This is a genomic window from Neobacillus solisequens (assembly GCF_051233465.1).
In the GTDB taxonomy this organism is placed as follows: domain Bacteria; phylum Bacillota; class Bacilli; order Bacillales; family Cytobacillaceae; genus Neobacillus.
This window is the reverse complement of the sequence record NZ_JBKFGJ010000003.1, coordinates 182,514-198,754: the sequence shown is the minus strand read 5'-3', so window position 1 is coordinate 198,754 and position 16,241 is coordinate 182,514. Positions and strand designations below refer to the sequence as shown.

Sequence of the window (16,241 nt, the reverse complement as noted above, 5' to 3'; positions counted from 1 at the left end):
ATCTAATCGATATTATAAGCCTATCAAATAAGACACTGAGTTATCAAATATCACAAATTAAAAAGATTTTGACCAGAATACAAAAAAACACCTTTATTGTGTGATTCAGGTCACCTAATTACTTTTGATTATCGATTATGCTTAACTCAGTTAAAGAATTTTAGGAGGTTTTAACGTGAAATTCCCTATTACTGCTACTTCATTAGTTAAAGATATTGTTAATCAATTACCTAAGACAAGTGACGTTTTTAAGCGTAATCGCATTGATTTTTGCTGTGGAGGTAATATTCCACTTTCTGAAGCTGTTGAAAAAAACGGGCTGAATATGGATTCATTATTGGAAGAGTTAAACGATGTATTTGAAAAATATGAACATGTTGAAAAAGATGTAGCTGTTTGGACAGATTCAGATTCCAATACAATCATTGATCATATAATCACGAATTATCATAGAGCTTCACAGGAAGAATTAGCGCTACTTAGCCCTTATGTAACAAAGGTATCAAAGGTTCATGGCGATCATCATCCCGAGTTATTAAAAGTATTTGAACTGTTTTATGAATTTAAAAAAGAGTTAATGGAACATATGGAAAAAGAAGAGCAAGTTGTTTTTCCATTGATCAAAAAACTAGCAGATGGTACAGTTGAAAATCGAGAAGAAGCAATTAACATGATTGTAGAACTTGAAAAAGAACATGATCATGCCGGTGAAATTCTCCGACAAATTCGTGAGGTCACTTCTGATTACGAACTGCCAATTGATGCTTGCGGAACATATCGTTTAGTATATGCACGCTTAGAAGCATTAGAAGGATTAACATTCATGCATGTCCATTTGGAAAATAATATCTTATTTCCACGATATCTTAGCTAATGAGCAAAAAAACTCTCTTCGAAGTCAGAAGAGAGTTTTTTTTTAACCGCCTATATAGGACATTTCAATTTTTTTGCGCTGTTTATTGGTTTCCGCCGTTCTTTCATCAGAATATCGATCAGCCCGGTCATTCCAAATAGCAGAAATCCGTCCTGCCAATTCCTGATCAGTTGCTCCGTTTCTCATAAAATTGCGGATGTCATGACCATTACCATTGAATAAACAGGTGAAAATTTGGCCATTCGCAGAAAGACGAGCACGAGTGCAGCTTGAGCAGAATGATTCGGAAACAGAGGTGATAAAGCCAACCTGAACATTTGAGTCTGTATAACGATCATGCTTTGCAACTTCACCAAAATATGCTGGATTGACTGGTTCCATGTTGAAATGTTCTTTTAACAATTGATGTATTTGTTTCTTTGTAACAACATCATCCATCTTCCAGCCATTTGTAGACCCTACATCCATATATTCAATGTATCGGAGCTCCAAATTATGATCTTTACAGAATTTGGCCATAGGAACGATCTCAGAATCATTCAAACCCTTTTTTACAACCATATTAATTTTTACGCCGAGGCCGAACTTTTTCGCTGCTTCAATACCTTCAAGGACGGGACCAGTCCCGATCCCTCGCCCATTTATTTTCCCAAATAATTCATTATCCAGACTGTCAAGGCTGACATTCACTCTTTTTAGTCCAGCCTTTTTTAATTGTTCAGCAAATTTAGGAAGAAGGACACCGTTTGTTGTTAGGCCAATATCCTCGAGCCCCTCAATTGCGGATAGTTTTTCAACAAGAACGGGCAAATCTCTTCTTAAAAGTGGTTCACCACCGGTTAAGCGAATTTTTTTTACCCCAAGATAAACAAATATTTTGGCAACACGTTCAATTTCTTCATAAGTCAGCAAGGCACTTCTGGGGAGAAATTCAAAATCGGGGCCAAATGAGTCCGCAGGCATACAATACTGACAGCGGAAATTACAGCGATCAATAACCGAAATCCTTAAATCACGTAATGGTCTATTTAGTTTATCTGTAATCATGTTTTTTTCCATTAACATCAACTCCATTTGGTCCTACAAACTATGTTATATTTATTGTATCAGATGATCCTGTAAAAAGGCGTTACATTATTCACTATAACAATACTTTTTATTGGTAAATTAGTGTTTATTATATTTAATCCCATTGACTCTTCTTTCATTTTTAAGGCACAATAGACTACTTACCACGCAGCTTTGTTATAACTTTCAAATAGTTTTCACTATATTGTCATTGTTTACATCATTTTTAGATGCTTTCCTAGGATAAAATGTTACTAAATAGATTATTGAATATAAAAAATATCCATTTCTATAATGGTATGAGGTGATTTTGTTTGACAACTACCATAAAACCTACTCATTCGATTGAAATAAAAGAATTACTTAACTTTGCAGACCGCAGATTTAAAAGCGAACGGGGCAGATTTTTATTTCAAGAAGGAATGATTGCGGATGAATTATATGTTATTATTTCTGGCAAAATTCAAATCAGCAAGATTACGTCAGATGGCCGTGAGCTTTCATTAAGAATTTGTGGAAAAAATGATATTTGTGGCGAACTAACGCTATTTACGGATAGTCCAAAATATTTATTAAGTGCGCGGGTCCTTGAAGAAGGTGAGATTGCCGCAATTAAAAAAGATGTGATTGAAAGTGAAATCTTCCAGAACAGTAAGCTTGCATTTGAATTTATGAAATGGATGAGTGATCATTTCCGTAAAACCCAAACAAAGTTCCGTGATCTAGTTTTGAATGGTAAACGCGGTGCCCTTTTCTCAACTTTAATTCGGATGTCCAATAGTTACGGTGTTCCGAAGGGTGATGAGATATTAATTGATCTGCCACTAACGAATCAAGAATTGGCTAACTTCTGTGGTACCTCACGCGAAAGTACCAACCGGATTTTAAGTGATTTAAAGAAAGACAAAATTATTTCGATTAAAAAAGGGAAAATATCTATTTTAAATCTCCAATATCTAAAAGATGAGATTGGCTGTGAAAATTGCTCAGCCGTCTATTGTAATATTGAATAGCAAGGGAAGCAGCTCCTCCAGGACCGCTGCTTCCTTTTTTTATGAATGTTTTTCTCTCAGTGCCTTTGGAATATAAACACAGAATGGTTCACTTTCCAAATAGTCGCCAGTCATCGCATATGCTCTTGATCTCGAACCACCACATACATAACGGAATTCACATACACCACATTTTCCTTTAAAACCATCTGGATTTCTTAATGATTGGAAGATAGGCGATTCGCGGTAAATTTCAGCCAATGGGGTTTCACGAACATTCCCGGCTTTTACTGGTAACAAGCCACTTGGATAAACATCGCCAATATGAGAAATGAATACAAAACCATTTCCATCATTTACCCCTTTTGGAGCCCTTCCTAATCCATCGATAGAACCAGTTAATCCTTTTTCGGTCAGAGCTGATAAGTAATTGATTTCATCTGTTTGTGCTTTTGCTTCGCGCATTTTTTGCTGAATCACCACGCGACGATAATGCATGGCTTCGGTTGTTTTAATATCAAACGGCACTTTTTTACTGAGGTCATATAACCAGCGCAACACTTTCTCATGTTCAACTGGAGAAATCATATCAGTTACCTGTCCTCTTCCAGTTGGAACAAGGAAAAAGACACTCCAAAGAACACAGTTTAGTTCCTCAACCAATTTAGCCATTTCCTCTAAATGGTCGTAATTATATCTTGAAACGACCGTATTGATTTGAATCGGCATTTCCAGTTCATGTAAGTACTTAATCCGTTCCATTGTCAGATCAAATGAACCGGACGTTCCACGGAAATGATCATGAATTTCGGCAGTGGGCCCATCCAAGCTAAATGCCCAGCGAGAAAGACCTACTTCTTTTGCTTTACGCATGGCCTCGATTGTAACATTTGGGGTAGCACTTGGTGTCATCGAAACGCGCACACCTTTTTGAACGGCATATTTCGCAATTTCAAACACATCTTCCCTCATCAACGGGTCGCCACCTGTAAAAACAAGCAAAGGATTATTCATATCATATATTTGATCAATTAAGTTTTTTCCCTCTTCAAAAGAAAGTTCACGGGGATCTCTTGTATATTGAGCATCAGCGCGGCAATGCAGACATTTTAATTGACATGCACGAGTTAGTTCCCAAATCACGATAAACGGATCTTTATTAAAATCCCGATTAAAATTCATTCTGAAACTCCTCCTAAAATTTAGGCTATTTCAACTAAAAAGCCTCGATTACTTTGTATTATAAACAGGTTAAAAGGTGAAAAAAGTGAACTACCTCACAATGTGCCTGTTAGATATGTACGTTTTGTGAATGGAAATAGAGAATAAAAAAGGCAGGAGAGCACTGAAACAGGGGGAATTTTGTAATGCCTCTAAAAAAACAGTTCAATCCTTTAAATCAAATCACTTACAGGGTTGATGAAAACCAATTTTCCTGTGGACTAATCTCGTTCCGTCTTTCATCCCCCCGATGAAAGACAGTTTTTTTACTGACCAGTTGAGTTTTGTCCTTCATCACCATGATAAAGAACAGTTTTCTTTTTGCCCAGTTGAATTTTGTCTTTCATCTCCACGATGAAGGACAGTTTTCTTACTGACCAGCCGAGTTTTGTTCTTCATCACTACGATAATGAACAAATAAAAAAACGCATTAGAATTCTTTTGAGAACTCTGATGCGTTTATCCTTTAAGGGTAAAAATGTTTTAAGAAATAGTCAAAACCTCATATTTACTTGCCAATTCGATAAAGTAGTCCATGCCACTAATCTTGCCAACTGTTAATTTTTCAGTTACCGCAAAATGATCAGCGCATGTTTTGCATCCTAAAATCTTGACTCCTTTATCCTCCATTTCTTTTAAATGGACAGAGACTAATGACTCCTCAGTCATTGTTAAGACTCCACTGTTCATACAAAACACAGCAACAGGAAGTTCTTCTTTTTGTTTTAAAATGGTAAAAAACGTTTCGAGGATGCTTTCCCCAAGGGCTTCATCCCCTCTGCCAAGCTGATGGGAACTTACTAAAATGACTTTATTTTTCATCTTAACGAATTCCTAACGCGATTTTTGCGTAACGCGACATCATGTCTTTGTTCCATGGTGGATTCCAAACGATATTGACTTCAGTATCTTTAATTTCAGGAATATCTGCAATAGCTCGCTTAACTTGATCAACAATGGTTCCTGCAAGTGGACATCCCATCGCAGTTAATGTCATCGTGACTGTTACGATTCCATCATCATCCATTTCAACATTATAAACTAAACCTAAATTAACTATGTCAACCCCAAGTTCAGGGTCAATTACAAGCTCTAATGCACCCATAATATTTTCTTTTAACTCTTCGTTCACTTTTGCTTCACTCCTCTAACTTTTTGCTGTATTTATTATAACAAAACAAATTGATAAAACCATTTCTAAGAGCTTGAACTGCTTTTTTCTAAAAGGCTCAGTTAAACTTGTATGTTGGTTTCTGCTCCAATCCACTGGGTACAAAACTCATCAGAGTTGTTTAACGTAAGTATCAAATAAAACAGCTGTACTCCTTATTCCTTAGTATAGTAAAATAAAGAATCTTTAGGTGTGAATTTTTTTACATGCTCTATATAAATTGTTAACATAGTATTTATAATTTAATTACAGTTTGATTCATAAATTACTTTTGTAAGCTGATCAAGAAAATCCGATTTGAGAAGGGGTTCATATGGCAGAAAAACATTTAATTGCACTGGATTTAGACGGAACTTTACTAAAGGATGATAAAACAATCTCTTCAAAAACGAAACATGTAATAAAAGAGGCAAGAGAAGCCGGCCACATCGTGATGATTGCCACTGGAAGACCATACCGTTCTAGTGAAATGTATTATAAAGAACTTGAATTGGATACGCCAATCGTAAATTTTAACGGGGCCTTTACACATCATCCGCGTAATCCTGGCTGGGGATTTTATCACGAACCATTGGATATTAAAGTGGCGAAGGATATTGTTGAGGCTTGCAGAAGCTTTCAATTTCACAATATTATTGCAGAAGTAATGGATGATGTGTATTTTCACTATCATGATCAGAAATTATTAGATATTTTTAGCTTTGGCAATCCAAGAGTGACAACAGGTGATTTAAGCAATTTTTTAACAGACTCCCCTACAAGCATGCTGATTCATACAGAAGAAGAACAGCTCAAAAAAATCCGTAATCATTTAGCCGAGGTCCATGCGGAAGTGATTGAGCAACGCAGCTGGGCTGCTCCCTGGCATGTAATTGAGATTATTAAAGTAGGATTGAATAAAGCAGTTGGTTTGAAAAAAGCAGCAGATTATTTTGGGATCCCACAGGAAAGAATAATTGCCTTTGGTGATGAGGATAATGACTTGGAAATGCTTGACTTTGCTGGTTATGGTGTTGCGATGGGGAACGGAATCGATGAGGTAAAATCGATTGCCAACGATGTAACAGTTACCAATGAAGAGGATGGCGTTGCTAAATATTTGGCAGATTTGTTAAAACTAAAATATTAAGGTCTTATCACCATTGTTTACCTAAATGAACCTCTTTCAAATAGAGCATACTACATATGAGGCAGCCAAGCTGTTTCAATATGAGCTTTTTAAGCATATTGGAGGGATTCGAATGGGTAGATCAAACAAATCAAAACGCTTTGTCCAGCAAGGAAAAGATTCTGTAACCAAGCATGCAGAACGAATTCCTTATCACATGACCTACGCTGAAGCAGAAGCTCAGAAGATGGCCAATGTACAGGATTCCTCGCTTGGAGGAATATAACAAATGGGCAACCAATTATTCCAAGAAGCACGTAGATTTGTTGAGATGGCGAAATCAGCCAGCCCTGCAGACCGCGATTCGACCGTCGCCAAAGCAAAGAATGCTTTAAGCTCTGCTTATGCGAACTCGACCCTCGCGGAACAAAGACAGCTCCAAGAAATGCAACAAGAGCTTGATCAGATTACTTAATGTAAAAGGAAACGGAAGCGCCAAGACGAGGTGCTTCCGTTTCTGTTTTAAAACCTTTCCAGCAGCATCGGAAAAGAATTTTGTATTTCTCCACTCTTGTCCTTCTCATACAAATGTAAAATCAACGATCCATTACCAGGCAGCTTTTCCCTTGGAATTTGGATTTTCAGACTAAACGGGCGCCATTTCTCCTCTTTTCCTTTTAGCAAAACCCTTTCCTCTTTCACTAATTCATTATGTCCATCCTCAACCGTGTAAAAAAACTCTTTGGATGCTGGGTTTAATTCCCCTGTTATCTGATAATTCCCTGTAGTTCCTGTTACCTTAACTAACCTAAACACAGTGGAATCCTCAGTCAAAATGGGGATAAACAATAAGATGATGGCTAGAATTGATTTCATATGCTCTCCTTCTTGGTCAGTCTTTGCGGAAAAAGCCGTATACTCCCGTTGTTTGGACGACATTTGTAAAGGCGTTCGGGTCTACTTCTTTGATAATTCGTTCTAAGTCAAAGAGTTCATAACGGGTAATGACAATCATGAGCATGTCTCTAGTTTCATTGGAGAACGCTCCTTTAGCGGGAATCATGGTGATTCCTCTTACAAGTTTGGAGTGAACAGCATTCTTTACCTCTTCAGCTTTTTTTGTAATGATAAAAGCGGTTAGCTTTGCATGTCTTGTATGGATCGTATCAATAACTCTTGTAGAGGCATATAAAAATACCAAGGTATAGAGCGCTTTTTCCCAGCCATATAAAAATCCAGCTGCCAGAACAATAAAGCCATTTAAAATGAGCATATAAGGCCCAATCGGTTTATCTTTCATTCTCGAAAGAACCATAGCTATAATATCAAGTCCGCCTGTGGAAGCACCCCATTTTAAGGTTATGCCCACCCCGACAGCGATAATGACTCCGCCAAAGACCGAATTCAATAAAATGTCATGCGACACCTGTTTTACCGGAATCAAATCTAAAAATAACGAAGACAGAACAACACTGATAAAGCTGTAAATGGTAAAGGATCTTCCTACCTTTTTCCATCCAAGTATGGCGACCGGAATATTTAACAATAACAGCAACACCCCCATCGATAGATGGATCGGAGTAAATTCATGTAACACTCTGGTCAACAATTGTGCAATTCCGGTAAACCCGCTGGAATACACATTTGCTGGAATCAGAAATAAATTCATACCTAGGGCATTCAATAATGCCCCAATGATCACAACGAAAATTTTTTTTGTTTCCAGCCAAACCATTGGAAAACCCCCTTATTTTTTCTATAGTCTAGAAAGGTAATTGTATTTTTTGCTTGAAACCTATAAACTTAATGTGATTAGGAATATTTTGAAAGCAGGTGAGCTTCATGCCGGTAAAAATACTCGCTGACAGCGCATGCGATTTACCAAAAAGTTTTTATGAAGAACATAACGTTACATTACTTCCTTTGCAGGTTCAGATAGACAACCAACAATATGAAGATGTAAAAAACATTGATCCCCAAAAAGTATATGAGGCAATCCGCAGCGGAATAATTCCAAAAACATCACAAACCTCACCATTACTTTTTGAGCAAGTCTTTACAAAGATGGCGGAAAACAAGGAAACAGGAATATACATAGCCTTTTCTTCGGAATTATCTGGAACATATTCAACCGCTGTTATGATTTTTGACCAAGTCAAGGAAAAATATCCAGATTTTGATTTAACGATTATTGATACCAAGTGTGCATCGCTTGGTTTTGGCTTGATTGTCATGGAAGCACAAAGACTTGCAGCCGCAAATAGATCAAAAGAAGACATTATAAAAGATGTAGTATTTAGAAGTCAGCACATGGAGCACCTGTTTACCGTTGAAGATTTGGATTATCTGGCAAAGGGTGGCCGTGTTTCAAAGGCATCCGCTTTTCTCGGAGGGCTTTTAAATATTAAACCAATCTTAAATGTCGAAGATGGCAAACTCGTTCCGATTGAAAAATTGCGTGGCAAGAAAAAAGTAATGCGACGCTTAATTGAGCTAATGAAGGAGCGCGGCAGCAATTTAGAGAGTCAAATCATCGGAATCAGTCATGCTGATAACCTAGAAACTGCGCTGGAAGTGAAGGCGATGATTGAAGAAGAATTCCATCCAAAAGAAGTTTATATCTCCTCTATCGGTTCAGCTATTGGAGCTCATACGGGGGCTGGGACAATCTCGATCTTCTTCTTAAATCAATTACCATAATAACGAAAGTGGGGTGCCAGAATCGGCACCCCACTTTTTATTTATGATCTGTCTTTTTAGAATATTGGTTTTTCCCGGCTTGACGATTTTTTTCGCGCATCATATTTTTTTCATGTCTAAGTGCATTATTGTCTTGAGCTTTTTTATCGTTATCAGATGTATGCGGCATCTCTATACCCCTTTCAAATTGACTTCAGCCATAGTGTCTGTCAATTTGAAAAATTGTATGTAAGCACGTTAATCTTTCTTGACGTAAGTCCATGTACCTTCTTGATAGACTCTGCCGTCCTTCATTAATTTTCCTATAGCACGCTTAAAAGCACCCTTGCTTAGGTTAAATCGCTCCTGGATGTCTTCTGGATGGCTTTTGTCCGTATATGGCATGGCACCGTTTCGGCTCATTAAATATTCATAAACCCGTTCGGCATCCAAATCCTGAGCCTCTTGCTTTCTCGCCAGTAATGATACATTGACGGTACCATCTTCCTTTACATCAATAATCCGCCCTTCGACTTTTTCACCAAGGCGCGGTTCTTGGTTACGCTGCGATTCATGGATAAATCCTTTGTATCCTTCAATTGTATAAATCCAACTGCCAACTTTGGCAGTCCTATAAATATGACCTTGAACATTCTTATTAAAATCTTTTCTTGTCGCTTTAACAGTCATAGATTGAATCACTGGATCGGTCGCAGGCTTTGCATATAGTAGAAAGTTTTTAGCTGCTTTCAATGTAATATACAGGAGATCCCCAGGATTGGGCCACACCGACTTATGTAGCGGAAGGTCATCAATCCCTAGCAGGATATCCTTAGGTAAACCGATATCAAGAAAAACACCGATTTTGGTATTTACATCCGTTACCTTCACCCAGGCATACTTTCCTACGCCTACATCGGGAATATGAGTGGAAGCCGTTGTTCGTCCTTCTGAATCATTGTAAAGAAAGACCTCTACTTCCTCTCCTTCTTGTAGCTCACGATCTGCTTCATTTTTATGTAGCAGTACATCTTCATTTCCATCTGTTAAAAAATAGCCGAAATCAGCGATTCTGGCCACTGTTAATGTAGTTGTTTGACCAATCAATTCTTTTAGAGACATGTTGAACTCCCCTTTTCTTTTTGGAGCTGAGTTTCCTTTATGTTGTAATGGACTGCTATATTTTACTATAATGAAGGCATAAAGGGAAACTTTTGCCGATTTTTTCTGGTACATAGAGTGAATATGGAGGTAGTTAATATGTCAAAAGATAGTTCATTTGATATTGTATCCAAAGTAGATTTTTCTGAAGTGGCCAATGCCATCACCCAAACAATGAAGGAAATTGGAACACGTTATGATTTTAAAGGCAGTAAGAGTGAGGTTTCACTTGATAAAGAAGAATTGGTTCTGATTTCTGACGATGAATATAAAATGGATCAATTGAAGGATGTCTTATTTAGCAAGTTAATTAAACGTGGTGTTCCAGTTAAAAACCTTGATTACTCAAAGGTTGAAAAAGCATCCGGAGGCACCGTTCGCCAACGGGCCAAGCTTGTACAAGGGATCGATAAAGAAAATGCAAAAAAAATTAACACGATTATTAAAAACAGTGGAGTGAAAGTAAAAAGCCAAGTCCAGGATGACCAAGTCCGAGTCAGCGGTAAAAACCGAGACGATCTGCAAAAAATCATTTCATTAGTCCGTGAAGCTGATTTAACCGTGGATGTGCAATTTATTAATTATCGCTAAAAAAAACGGCAGGAGTGATTCTTCCTGCCGTTTTTTTTTAATTGATTTGACCTCGTTTTGACCGTCTTATAATTAATAAAAGAAATATTAGAACTAGTAAAGCAGCAATCGCTATAGCTGATATAAAAGTTACATTTAGCCCTGTTTTTTCAGCAAGTACATAAATTTCAGAATTATCACGGTCAATAATGATATTGTATTTCCCCTTATAGCTGCGGACAAGATCACCTGCCAGCAAACCGCGAAGCTCTTTGTTCCCTTCTACCTGTTCACTAGTTAACGTTACTTTTTGTGATTTTTTCGTGTTATTAATCGCAATAATCGAGGTCTCGCCCTTGTAAACACGCTTATAAACCATCATGCCCTTTTGATCATATAGCATTTCCATGGATCCTCTTGTTAACGAAGGCAGTTGATCTCTTAGCTCACCAATTTTCGTCATGTATTCTATAAGATCCTTTTCCGCTCGGAAATTCATCTGCCTGCGGTTATCCGGAATAGGCCCGCCTGTTAAGGCAATTTCAGTACCATAATAGACAAAGGGTATTCCAGGTGTGGTATAGGCGTAGGTTAGTGCCGTTTTCCAACGGGCTCCGGGAAATTGCCGTTGCTCGACAATATCTCTCGTAAACCTTGTTGTATATTCGTTATCGAAAAAATTCACATTTATCTCTGCATTTTTATCTTCACTCAAAGCTAAACCGACAGATTGATCTGTAGTGGCAAATACTAAACGAGTTTGATTAATTTGGTGGTAGTCAAACATACTGGTAATCCCGGCATTTTCATATGTGCCGGTGTTCACTGTTGATGTTTCAGGAGTACTCATTCCAACTAGGTAAAACCCCTTTTTCTCCTGTTTTACCGCCTTGGAAAAGTCACTCCAGAAACTCAGCGGTACAGCATTGATTTCTGGAAGACTATAGCCATCAATATCCGTTTTATGGATCCACCATTTGGCCGCATCAATTAAATACTGTTTCACCTCTGGATTTCCTTGATTAAGATCGGGAAGACCATCCACCCAGCCATCCTCAACCTCTTTCTGATTATTCCAATCTACTATAGCCTTCTCCTTATGGAACCAGTCCTGCTTGCCAGAAGCGCGTGTCCATGGATGGCTTTTTGCAACGTTATTAGCAACAAAGTCGATGATGACCTTCATTTTTCTTTTGTGTGCTTCCTTTACTAGCTTCTCCATGGTGTTTAACGAACCAAAATGCTCGTCCACTTTATAGAAATCCTTCACCCAGTACCCGTGATAGCCATTGTCTGCATTGTCAAACACGGGCGAAAGTTTGATAGCCGTGAAGCCCATATCCTTTATGTAATCCAGTTTATCAATTACTCCCTGTAGATCTCCACCATTATAATTGACTGGATCCTTTGAATTCACACCATGGTCATTTGTTATGTCACCATCATTAAAACGATCTACCATAATGGAGTAAACAGTCTCGTCCTGCCAAAGTCGTTGTTCCTTTTCGACTTTTGCCGATACAGGTGCAGATGTAAACAGCAGAGCAAAAATTAAAAGTACAATTATTTTTTTCATAAGATCCCCCCGTTAAAAAGGGGAAGAGGATTCCCTCTTCCCCACACCTATTTTAATCTAATAAAACATCAAATTCCAAATATAAGTCATTTATTTTATTGGACTATATTAATATTATAGTCTTTAAACCATGTGTGTAACTGAACAAAGTAGGCCAATAACTGCGGTCCCGTCATCAATTGGCCAAACCATGGCTCTCTAAATGATTTTCCCCCTGACTCCACAATCGCTTCAAGTTCATCCTTTTGAAAAAATTCATGTAATGCTGACGATTTATCTTGTAATATATCCCTCATTAATTTTTGAATTGCTACTGTATATTCCGGATTATGAGTCTTTGGATAAGGGCTTTTTTTCCGGTAAAGAACATCTTCAGGTAGAATTCCTTCAAAAGCTTTCCTTAAGATACCTTTCTCCCTGCCACGATACATTTTCATTTCCCAAGGGATGTTCCAAACATATTCCACCAGGCGGTGATCAGCAAATGGCACCCTAACTTCCAAACTTGCCCCCATACTCATCCGATCCTTCCGATCTAGCAAGGTGGTCATAAACCAAGTCATATTAATATAAAATAATTCCCTCCGCTTTGCTTCTTCTATGCTCTCCCCAACCAACTTTGGAGTTTCGGCAATTGCTTGATTATATTGTTCAATACCATACTCATACAGATGTAATTGATCTTGCCAATGCGATTTTAATAGCCTTTCTCGTTCGGAGACTGAACGCATCCATGGGAAACCAGGACGCTCTAAATCCTGCCGACGATGAAACCAAGGATACCCTCCGAAAATTTCGTCTGCACATTCTCCGGATAAACTAACAGTGAAATCCTTTTTTATTTCGCGGCAAAACCAAAGCAGGGATGAATCAATATCCGCCATTCCTGGTAAATCTCTGACATGAACAGCCTCTATTAGTTCATTAGCTAATTGTTGCTGCGAGATGACTTTATAATGGTGTTTTGTAGCAAATTGATCGTTAATTTGCTTAATAAATTTTTCGTCTGATTCTGGCTGAAATTCATTAGCAGAAAAATGCCGATCATTTCCTTCATAATCAATGGAATACGTGTGAAGTTGACCTTTATTTTGATTGTTAAAACCTTGAGCAGCAATGGCTGTTATGATACTTGAATCAAGTCCCCCTGATAAAAAGGTACAAAGCGGCACATCGGAAACAAGTTGTCTCGTAATCGCATCTGTAACCAAAAAACGGACTTTTTCTGCCGTTTCGCCCAAAGTATCCTTATGTTCTTCACTTTTCACATTCCAGTAACGCCAAATCTTTAACCCACTTTTTGATAATGTTAGCGAATGGGCCGGTCTTAATTCTTTAATGCCTTTAAAAACACCAGATCCTGGCGTTCTTGAAGGTCCTGCACCAAAAACCTGGGCAAGCCCTTCTTGGTCAAGCTCTGTTTTCACTTCGGGATGTGCCAAAATCGCTTTGATTTCTGAGGCAAAAATGATTCCTTGATGATGCTCCTTGAAAAAGAGCGGTTTGACCCCAAGCCGGTCACGTCCTATGAACAATTGCTCCCGTTTACTGTCCCAAACAGCAAAGGCATAAATCCCATTAAGATAGTCCACACAGCTTTCTGCCCATTCTATATAGGCTGTTAACAGGACTTCGGTATCAGAATGACCTTTAAAGGAATATCCTTTAGTAAGGAGAATTTTGCGGATATCCTCGGTATTATATAATTCGCCATTATAACAGATCGTGTAATGGTGCCCATCCATTTGCTTTGTCATAGGCTGTCTCCCACCAGCAGGGTCAACCACGATTAGCCTCTTATGTCCAAAGCCAACATGGGTATCAGCCCAAATGTTCGTTTCGTCTGGGCCTCTTTTTGATAGTGTCTGGGCCATTTTTTCAAGTGTATCCGTATGTTTTTTCATTACTGTTCCAAAATCAATCCATCCTGATATCCCACACATTGCTTTCTCCCCTCCACTAAGTCAGCTGACCATAGTTTCAAATTGTAGTTTTAATGTATTCAGCCCAGATGAAATGGTTAATTGTCCAAATGGCAAAATTGTTTGTAATGGTTTTCATTTAAGATGGTTATAAAAATTCCTAAAGATGTCTAAAAAGAAAAGTGAAAGCATCTGGCACGGAGGTTAAAGATGAATCGACAGCAACGAAATGATCTATATGATCTGCAAAATAGAGCTTTTACCGAAGGAACGGTAGAACAAATGAATGACCAATGGATTTTTTTTGATGAGGAAACAGAGGAAGCTTCGATGTTGGAGGATTTCCTTCAGCAGGAAATTGAAATCTTTCGTATGAATCGCTGGAAAAAAGGCGTTCTTCACGAAGACGGAAAAATAAGGATAGGCAACGAAGTAACCATGCTACGTGACCATGATAGAGTCAGAATAAAAAAGCACCTAATCTATTCGCTAGAACGGCTATTAGATGGAATAAATGATGATGCTTTTATTCAATTTGTGACCACATTAAATTCTTTGCATTTTTCCATTTTTGATTGCATTTATTGTTATAATCATCTATCCTTTCTTTCGGATGAAACACGAAAGGATGGTGTTAATTTTATGGTTTTTGATAATCAGGAAATGATTTGCAATGTACAGCACCACTTTTGTTATTACGAGAAGGTAAATGATCGATTTGAGTTCACGTTAAATACCGGAAAGCGATTAGTTATTGAAAAATTAATCAGTTAAAAAAGGCATTGAACAAGTCCATGCCTTTTTTCGTTCTACCCTTTATTATGGATTCAAGATTGACATTGGCAATTTATCGAATCCAAGATATAAAACTAACAGCCATGCAACAATAAACTGAATCCAAAATACTGACGTTCTTCGGTTGTTAGCTATACGGCTAAGAATCATTTCAAATAATCCGATAATCCATAGTCCTGTAACTGCTTTTAAAATGTACCAAATGTCAATTTTATACACCATAAACAGAAGACCAACACCTGATGCAATAATTAATAAGTATAATACGCGCAAAATCATTTGAATGACTTTAAATCCTTTTGTTTTCCCACTTTTATGTAATGACAAGGCAACAAAAAATAATATGAGAGCCAACGCCCAAGCTGTAACATGACCGTGAATCATTTCTTTCCCTCCTATACCATTTATCGGAATTATCATACCATAGGCCTGATTAAAATGCGAAGAAATGAACTGTATTGATGTTTGATATATAAGAATCTTTATTTGGGCGAATGAATCACGTTATATTCGCCTATACATAGGATAATAAGAATAATAAAAAAAGGGTGTTGTCTATGCCAGCAATTGTTGGAGTTGCACAGGTCATCACACTCGGGAACAGTTCTGTGTTTCATATTGGGGATGTTTATAAAATTATGCCGTTTTCCGCAGCCAAAACATTTTCTGGAGCTGGTTCCTTTAATACCGGAGATCGACTGGATGTTCATAATCGCTTTAGCAATACGAATACGTATGATCCTGATACAATTGATCAACCCAATGCATTTAATATGTAATGAATGGGTGGGATTTTATGAATTTTTATATTCAACAGTCCATTCATATCAATTTTATTAAAATTGGCGGCGTAACCAATTCTTCTATTCTGCAAATTGGCAGTGCCGGAATAATTAAGTCATCTGCCTTTTTGTATAACACAGGTGGCTTTACTAAACCAGCACCAGCTACAATCAAACCAGGGGAAATAACTATTACAGCACAACCCGGTTCGGAATCACTTGCTCCTGCTGTACCTTTGCAGGCCCCTGTAAGAACAGAGTAAAAGGATAAATAGTTCTAACAAACATTGTGATAAATCTAAGCATCTGGACATATAATTTA

Annotated in this window: 21 protein-coding genes; 10 read left to right on the top strand and 11 right to left on the bottom strand. The window is 37.8% G+C overall.

The genetic code is table 11. The features are described from left to right. Positions 1–175 precede the first annotated feature (175 nt). Entirely contained in the window at positions 176–874 is a 699-nt protein-coding gene (ric, locus tag ACI3K6_RS05175; protein ID WP_435554005.1) for an iron-sulfur cluster repair di-iron protein, read from the top strand. Positions 875–916: 42 nt separating this feature from the next. On the opposite strand, the gene moaA is transcribed toward ric, so the two are convergent. Next, on the bottom strand, positions 917–1,933 hold the full coding sequence (gene moaA, locus ACI3K6_RS05170; RefSeq protein WP_435554004.1) for a GTP 3',8-cyclase MoaA: 1,017 nt from the start codon (positions 1,931–1,933) through the stop codon (positions 917–919). A gap of 323 nt (positions 1,934–2,256) precedes the next feature. Between moaA and ACI3K6_RS05165 the strand changes: the two genes are divergently transcribed. Then, entirely contained in the window at positions 2,257–2,955 is a 699-nt protein-coding gene (locus tag ACI3K6_RS05165; RefSeq protein ID WP_435554003.1) for a Crp/Fnr family transcriptional regulator, read from the top strand. Between the two features lie 39 nt (positions 2,956–2,994). Here the strand turns inward: ACI3K6_RS05165 and ACI3K6_RS05160 are convergent, their stop codons facing one another. The 3 genes from ACI3K6_RS05160 to ACI3K6_RS05150 form a co-directional block, all read right to left on the bottom strand. Further along, on the bottom strand, positions 2,995–4,116 hold the full coding sequence (locus ACI3K6_RS05160) for a TIGR04053 family radical SAM/SPASM domain-containing protein (RefSeq protein WP_335481584.1): 1,122 nt from the start codon (positions 4,114–4,116) through the stop codon (positions 2,995–2,997). Between the two features lie 522 nt (positions 4,117–4,638). Next, positions 4,639–4,977, bottom strand: coding sequence for a DsrE family protein (locus ACI3K6_RS05155; RefSeq protein ID WP_435554002.1), 339 nt, complete (start codon positions 4,975–4,977; stop codon positions 4,639–4,641). Position 4,978: 1 nt separating this feature from the next. Next, on the bottom strand, positions 4,979–5,287 hold the full coding sequence (locus ACI3K6_RS05150) for a metal-sulfur cluster assembly factor (protein WP_335481578.1): 309 nt from the start codon (positions 5,285–5,287) through the stop codon (positions 4,979–4,981). Positions 5,288–5,639: 352 nt separating this feature from the next. Between ACI3K6_RS05150 and ACI3K6_RS05145 the strand changes: the two genes are divergently transcribed. From ACI3K6_RS05145 to ACI3K6_RS05135, 3 genes are all read left to right on the top strand, one after another. Beyond that, positions 5,640–6,455, top strand: a complete 816-nt coding sequence (locus ACI3K6_RS05145; protein ID WP_435554001.1) for a Cof-type HAD-IIB family hydrolase — start codon at positions 5,640–5,642, stop codon at positions 6,453–6,455. Between the two features lie 112 nt (positions 6,456–6,567). After that, positions 6,568–6,720: a hypothetical protein gene (locus tag ACI3K6_RS05140; protein ID WP_335481572.1), complete on the top strand. Its 153-nt coding sequence runs from the start codon at positions 6,568–6,570 to the stop codon at positions 6,718–6,720. A gap of 3 nt (positions 6,721–6,723) precedes the next feature. Next, a complete protein-coding gene (locus ACI3K6_RS05135) occupies positions 6,724–6,909 on the top strand; it encodes a DUF3813 domain-containing protein (RefSeq protein WP_435554000.1) in 186 nt (61 codons plus the stop codon). A 47-nt stretch (positions 6,910–6,956) separates the two neighbouring features. Here ACI3K6_RS05135 and ACI3K6_RS05130 read toward each other — a convergent pair whose 3' ends face one another. Together ACI3K6_RS05130 and ACI3K6_RS05125 are read right to left on the bottom strand one after the other, a co-directional pair. Then, complete coding sequence (locus tag ACI3K6_RS05130; protein WP_435553999.1) at positions 6,957–7,310, bottom strand: Gmad2 immunoglobulin-like domain-containing protein; 354 nt, start codon at positions 7,308–7,310, stop codon at positions 6,957–6,959. A gap of 16 nt (positions 7,311–7,326) precedes the next feature. Further along, positions 7,327–8,169, bottom strand: a complete 843-nt coding sequence (locus ACI3K6_RS05125; RefSeq protein ID WP_335481562.1) for a YitT family protein — start codon at positions 8,167–8,169, stop codon at positions 7,327–7,329. Between the two features lie 107 nt (positions 8,170–8,276). Here ACI3K6_RS05125 and ACI3K6_RS05120 point away from each other — a divergent pair, with 107 nt between their 5' ends. Then, positions 8,277–9,134, top strand: a complete 858-nt coding sequence (locus tag ACI3K6_RS05120; protein WP_435553998.1) for a DegV family protein — start codon at positions 8,277–8,279, stop codon at positions 9,132–9,134. Between the two features lie 37 nt (positions 9,135–9,171). On the opposite strand, the gene ACI3K6_RS05115 is transcribed toward ACI3K6_RS05120, so the two are convergent. Beyond that, complete coding sequence (locus ACI3K6_RS05115; protein WP_081810752.1) at positions 9,172–9,303, bottom strand: DUF3941 domain-containing protein; 132 nt, start codon at positions 9,301–9,303, stop codon at positions 9,172–9,174. A gap of 68 nt (positions 9,304–9,371) precedes the next feature. Then, a complete protein-coding gene (locus tag ACI3K6_RS05110; RefSeq protein ID WP_435553997.1) occupies positions 9,372–10,235 on the bottom strand; it encodes a CvfB family protein in 864 nt (287 codons plus the stop codon). Positions 10,236–10,373: 138 nt separating this feature from the next. Between ACI3K6_RS05110 and ACI3K6_RS05105 the strand changes: the two genes are divergently transcribed. Further along, a complete protein-coding gene (locus ACI3K6_RS05105) occupies positions 10,374–10,865 on the top strand; it encodes a YajQ family cyclic di-GMP-binding protein (RefSeq protein ID WP_435553996.1) in 492 nt (163 codons plus the stop codon). A gap of 37 nt (positions 10,866–10,902) precedes the next feature. On the opposite strand, the gene ACI3K6_RS05100 is transcribed toward ACI3K6_RS05105, so the two are convergent. Next, a complete protein-coding gene (locus tag ACI3K6_RS05100; RefSeq protein WP_435553995.1) occupies positions 10,903–12,420 on the bottom strand; it encodes an alpha-amylase family glycosyl hydrolase in 1,518 nt (505 codons plus the stop codon). Positions 12,421–12,515: 95 nt separating this feature from the next. Further along, positions 12,516–14,363, bottom strand: coding sequence for an asparagine synthase (glutamine-hydrolyzing) (asnB, locus tag ACI3K6_RS05095; protein ID WP_435553994.1), 1,848 nt, complete (start codon positions 14,361–14,363; stop codon positions 12,516–12,518). 189 nt (positions 14,364–14,552) lie between these two features. Between asnB and ACI3K6_RS05090 the strand changes: the two genes are divergently transcribed. After that, a complete protein-coding gene (locus ACI3K6_RS05090; RefSeq protein ID WP_435553993.1) occupies positions 14,553–15,116 on the top strand; it encodes a DUF2777 domain-containing protein in 564 nt (187 codons plus the stop codon). A 45-nt stretch (positions 15,117–15,161) separates the two neighbouring features. Here the strand turns inward: ACI3K6_RS05090 and ACI3K6_RS05085 are convergent, their stop codons facing one another. Beyond that, the gene (locus ACI3K6_RS05085; RefSeq protein WP_435553992.1) at positions 15,162–15,521 is read right to left on the bottom strand and encodes a YisL family protein; all 360 of its coding nucleotides are present in this window, start codon (positions 15,519–15,521) and stop codon (positions 15,162–15,164) included. 173 nt (positions 15,522–15,694) lie between these two features. On the opposite strand from ACI3K6_RS05085, the gene ACI3K6_RS05080 reads away from it, so the two are divergent. Both ACI3K6_RS05080 and ACI3K6_RS05075 read left to right on the top strand, forming a co-directional pair. Then, positions 15,695–15,916: a spore germination protein gene (locus tag ACI3K6_RS05080; protein WP_435553991.1), complete on the top strand. Its 222-nt coding sequence runs from the start codon at positions 15,695–15,697 to the stop codon at positions 15,914–15,916. A 17-nt stretch (positions 15,917–15,933) separates the two neighbouring features. Then, the gene (locus tag ACI3K6_RS05075; RefSeq protein ID WP_335477527.1) at positions 15,934–16,182 is read left to right on the top strand and encodes a spore germination protein GerPB; all 249 of its coding nucleotides are present in this window, start codon (positions 15,934–15,936) and stop codon (positions 16,180–16,182) included. The last annotated feature ends 59 nt before the right edge of the window (positions 16,183–16,241 follow it).

Coding starts and splice junctions, on each gene's coding strand:
- moaA (WP_435554004.1), bottom strand. CDS start 1,933: ATGGAAAAAAACATGATTACAGATAAACTAAATAGACCATTACGTGAT.
- ACI3K6_RS05160 (WP_335481584.1), bottom strand. CDS start 4,116: ATGAATTTTAATCGGGATTTTAATAAAGATCCGTTTATCGTGATTTGG.
- ACI3K6_RS05155 (WP_435554002.1), bottom strand. CDS start 4,977: ATGAAAAATAAAGTCATTTTAGTAAGTTCCCATCAGCTTGGCAGAGGG.
- ACI3K6_RS05145 (WP_435554001.1), top strand. CDS start 5,640: ATGGCAGAAAAACATTTAATTGCACTGGATTTAGACGGAACTTTACTA.
- ACI3K6_RS05140 (WP_335481572.1), top strand. CDS start 6,568: ATGGGTAGATCAAACAAATCAAAACGCTTTGTCCAGCAAGGAAAAGAT.
- ACI3K6_RS05135 (WP_435554000.1), top strand. CDS start 6,724: ATGGGCAACCAATTATTCCAAGAAGCACGTAGATTTGTTGAGATGGCG.
- ACI3K6_RS05130 (WP_435553999.1), bottom strand. CDS start 7,310: ATGAAATCAATTCTAGCCATCATCTTATTGTTTATCCCCATTTTGACT.
- ACI3K6_RS05125 (WP_335481562.1), bottom strand. CDS start 8,169: ATGGTTTGGCTGGAAACAAAAAAAATTTTCGTTGTGATCATTGGGGCA.
- ACI3K6_RS05120 (WP_435553998.1), top strand. CDS start 8,277: ATGCCGGTAAAAATACTCGCTGACAGCGCATGCGATTTACCAAAAAGT.
- ACI3K6_RS05115 (WP_081810752.1), bottom strand. CDS start 9,303: ATGCCGCATACATCTGATAACGATAAAAAAGCTCAAGACAATAATGCA.
- ACI3K6_RS05110 (WP_435553997.1), bottom strand. CDS start 10,235: ATGTCTCTAAAAGAATTGATTGGTCAAACAACTACATTAACAGTGGCC.
- ACI3K6_RS05105 (WP_435553996.1), top strand. CDS start 10,374: ATGTCAAAAGATAGTTCATTTGATATTGTATCCAAAGTAGATTTTTCT.
- ACI3K6_RS05100 (WP_435553995.1), bottom strand. CDS start 12,420: ATGAAAAAAATAATTGTACTTTTAATTTTTGCTCTGCTGTTTACATCT.
- asnB (WP_435553994.1), bottom strand. CDS start 14,363: ATGTGTGGGATATCAGGATGGATTGATTTTGGAACAGTAATGAAAAAA.
- ACI3K6_RS05090 (WP_435553993.1), top strand. CDS start 14,553: ATGAATCGACAGCAACGAAATGATCTATATGATCTGCAAAATAGAGCT.
- ACI3K6_RS05085 (WP_435553992.1), bottom strand. CDS start 15,521: ATGATTCACGGTCATGTTACAGCTTGGGCGTTGGCTCTCATATTATTT.
- ACI3K6_RS05080 (WP_435553991.1), top strand. CDS start 15,695: ATGCCAGCAATTGTTGGAGTTGCACAGGTCATCACACTCGGGAACAGT.
- ACI3K6_RS05075 (WP_335477527.1), top strand. CDS start 15,934: ATGAATTTTTATATTCAACAGTCCATTCATATCAATTTTATTAAAATT.